The 3,606-nt window shown below is 63.3% G+C and carries 4 protein-coding genes; all 4 read left to right on the forward strand.

Translation table 11 applies throughout. The features are described 5' to 3' along the window. Positions 1-223 (forward strand): hypothetical protein (locus AC1DYX_RS29175; RefSeq protein ID WP_477265417.1); only part of this gene is annotated, 223 nt, incomplete at its 5' end. A 200-nt stretch (positions 224-423) separates the two neighbouring features. Next, complete coding sequence (locus AC1DYX_RS29180; RefSeq protein ID WP_477265419.1) at positions 424-1,539, forward strand: aromatic ring-hydroxylating oxygenase subunit alpha; 1,116 nt, start codon at positions 424-426, stop codon at positions 1,537-1,539. A gap of 13 nt (positions 1,540-1,552) precedes the next feature. Next, entirely contained in the window at positions 1,553-2,464 is a 912-nt protein-coding gene (locus tag AC1DYX_RS29185) for a DMT family transporter (RefSeq protein ID WP_477265421.1), read from the forward strand. Positions 2,465-2,478: 14 nt separating this feature from the next. Then, the gene (locus AC1DYX_RS29190; protein WP_477265423.1) at positions 2,479-3,336 is read left to right on the forward strand and encodes a sulfurtransferase; all 858 of its coding nucleotides are present in this window, start codon (positions 2,479-2,481) and stop codon (positions 3,334-3,336) included. The last annotated feature ends 270 nt before the right edge of the window (positions 3,337-3,606 follow it).

Consider the following 3,606-nt stretch of genomic DNA (forward strand, 5'->3'; position numbering starts at 1 on the left):
AAACAAACAATCCTGTTTCGACATGAACGGTGCACCTGTCGCCGCCAACTTGCAAGCAAGGATACATTTTATCGCAAAGCGTCTCGGGTTCATGAAAACGATGCCGTTTAGGCAATTTTTGAACACCCATGTACCACAACCCCGCGCGGGTCCGGGACTGGATGGTCTTTTACAGGCTATAATCTCCGGTTCTGTCTCCGAAATACCGTATTCCGCTCTTTAAAGGAGCGAGAACTCCGAATAAGCGGCAGCACTGTTGGTCGGGATGCGACGCCCTCAAGCGCAGCCGTACATGTACGGCCGGCACGGGCATGGCACTCAACCATGGTGCTGCTCGCGCCGGTTTCTCGATGCTCCCCTAAAAATACTGGTTCTCGGATTCTTTCTCTTCTTTGGCTGAAATCTGTGTAAAGGGGGGTTGGGATGTCCGATCTGGCTACCCACGCCAAGCTGGCGCGTTCGCTCGCCCAGCTTCCGGTAAATGTCTACTTCGACGACGCGCTGCTGCAGCGTGAATTGCAGCAATTGTTTCTCAAGGGCCCCCGCTACGTCGGGCATGAGTTGATGGTTCCCGAAGCGGGCGATTTCGCGACCCTGAAATCGGAGAACGAGGGTCGCATGCTGGTGCGCAACGCACAGGGCATCGAATTGCTGTCGAACGTCTGCCGTCACCGCCAGGCCCTGATGTTCAATGGCCGCGGCAACGCCAGGAACATCGTCTGTCCCCTGCACCGCTGGACCTATGACCTGAAGGGCGAACTGATCGGCGCGCCGCATTTCGCGGATACGCCTTGCCTGAACCTGTCCAGGACGCCGCTGCAGAACTGGAACGGCCTGCTGTTCGAGCAGAACGGCTACAACGTGATGGACAAGCTGGGCAAATTGTCCGTGACGAAGGATCTCGATTTCTCGGGCTATATGTTCGACCACGTCGAGGTGCACGACTGCGACTACAACTGGAAGACTTTCATCGAGGTCTACCTGGAGGATTACCACGTCGAACCGTTCCACCCGGGCCTGGGCAACTTCGTCAGCTGCGACGACCTGCGCTGGGAATTCGGTCCGGACTACAGCGTCCAGACCGTGGGCGTGCATCGCGGCCTGCAAAAATCCGGTTCGCCGGCCTACAGGAAATGGCAGGAACAGGTCCTGAAGTTCAGCAACGGGCAGGCGCCGAAGTACGGGGCGATCTGGCTGACCCTGTATCCGAACATCATGGTCGAGTGGTATCCGAACGTGCTGGTCGTGTCCACCCTGTGGCCGCTGGGCCCGCAGAAGACGCGCAACGTCGTCGAGTTCTACTACCCGGAAGAATTCGTCCTGTTCGAGCGCGGATTCGTCGATGCCGAGCGCGCCGCCTACATGGAAACGTGCGTCGAGGACGACGAGATCGCCCTGCGCATGGACGCCGGCCGCAAGGCGCTGCTGGAACGCGGCGTCACCGAGGCCGGGCCTTACCAGTCGCCGATGGAAGACGGCATGCAGCACTTCCACGAATGGTATCGCAGCAGGATCGACAATATTCCTCCGGGGATGTGATGGTTAGTCTCTGATGGCCCCACTCTGGATGTTGTTCGCCAGCTTCCTGTTCGCCGCCATGGGCGCGGCAGTGAAGCTGGCTTCCTCGCTCTACTCGACCTCGGAAATCGTGATGTACCGGGGTTTCACCGGTGCCCTGCTGCTGTTCCCGATGATCCGCCTCCAGGGCGGTTCGTTCAAGACCCCGTTCCCGAAAGAGCATCTGTGGCGCAGCGTCGTCGGCGTCGTCTCGCTGTGGATGTGGTTCTTCGCGATCGGCAAGCTCCCGCTGGCCACTGCCGTCACCCTCAACTACATGGCGCCGATCTGGCTCGCCACGTATATGTTCATCACCGGCTGGTGGCGCGGCCGGGGTCTGCCGGAATGGCCGCTGGCCCTGGCGATCACGATGAGCTTTGTCGGCGTGACGCTCGTGTTGCGTCCCGCGGTCGAGACGCATGAATGGGTCGGTGGCGTCGTCGCCATCGCCTCGTCCGTGATCGCCGCGATGGCCTACCTGCAGGTGCGCCGCCTGGGCCAGATGGGCGAGCCGGAATACCGCGTCGTGTTCTACTTCTCCGTCACGATGGGCTGCGCGGGCCTCATCGGTTCGCTGCTCGGCAACGGCATGAGCACGTTCCGCCCGCAATCGTGGCACGGCATCGGCCTGCTGCTGCTGATCGCCGGCAGCGGCCTGCTCGCCCAGATCGCGATGACGCGCGCCTACCGCATCGGCAAGGTGCTCGTCGTCGCCAACCTGCAGTACACGGGCATCATCTTTTCCAGCCTGTGGGGCATGGCCCTGTGGGGCGACGTGTTCGACTGGCACGTCTGGCTGGGCATGGCCGTGATCCTCGCCTCGGGAATCGCCGCGACGTTCTACAATACGACGCGCACGGCGCGCGGCGCCGTCGTCAAGGAAACCGACCCCATCGCCAGCGAATAAGAGGAACCATGTCCATCTACACGACCCTGATCGAACCCGCCGCACTGGCCGCGCATGTCAACGACCCCAAGTGGGTGGTCGTCGACTGCCGCCACGACCTCATGAACCTCGCCGCCGGCCGCGACGCCTATGCGGCCGGCCACATCCCGGGCGCCCTCTTCGCCGACATGGAAAGCGAGCTGTCGGGTGCCAAGCGCGACGCCGCCGGCAACTTCCGCGGCCGCCATCCGCTGCCGGAGAAGGACGCGTTCATCGAACTGCTGCGCGGCTGGGGCGTCGATGCCGACACCCAGGTCGTCGCGTACGACGCGCACGGCGGCATGTTCGCCGCGCGCCTGTGGTGGATGTTGCGCTGGGTCGGCCTTGCCGCCGTCGCCGTGCTGGATGGCGGCCTGCCCGCATGGCAGGCGGCCGGCCAGCCCGTCGCCACGGATACGCCGCCCGCGCGCGCGCGCGGCAACATCGACGCCCGCCCCGCCCTCGTGACGACGGTCGACGTCGCAGCCGTGCTGCACAACGTGGAACACGGCGGCCGGACGATCGTCGACGCGCGCTCGCCGGACCGCTTCCGCGGCGAGAACGAAACGATCGACCCCGTCGGCGGCCATATCCCGGGCGCGCAGAACCGCTTTTTCAAGGACAACCTGCAGGCCGACGGCCGCTTCAAGGCACCTGAACAGCTGAAGGCGGAACTGGGCGTGGCGGTGGGCGATCCGCAGCAGGCCATCATGCAGTGCGGCTCCGGCGTGACGGCCTGCCACAATCTGCTGGCGCTGGAAGTGGCGGGGATGCCGGGTGCGGCGCTGTATCCGGGATCGTGGAGCGAATGGACGGCGGATCCGAAGCGCGCCGTCGCCACCGGCAACGCGTAGGACCTTCCTATTGCGAACCGGCGCGCCGTGCGCGCGCCGCGATCGCCTCCACCCGGCGCAGTCCGGTAGGGTGGGCACCCTGTTTAGCACAGGGACATAGGTAACACATGTCTAGAGACATGGGTGACACTACCTGGTCGTCATTTTAGCGGCGGTGAGGTCGATTTGGCCGACCTCTTTATGGCAAAAGATGATCTTTAGCACGCCGTCCTTTTCTGTCGGTCGGATGGCGACGCTTTCTTGATACAGTCCTTCGCCGACGAAGTACAC

This window comes from Massilia sp. P2_C2, assembly GCF_056404615.1.

Coding starts and splice junctions, on each gene's coding strand:
- AC1DYX_RS29185 (WP_477265421.1), top strand. CDS start 1,553: ATGGCCCCACTCTGGATGTTGTTCGCCAGCTTCCTGTTCGCCGCCATG.
- AC1DYX_RS29180 (WP_477265419.1), top strand. CDS start 424: ATGTCCGATCTGGCTACCCACGCCAAGCTGGCGCGTTCGCTCGCCCAG.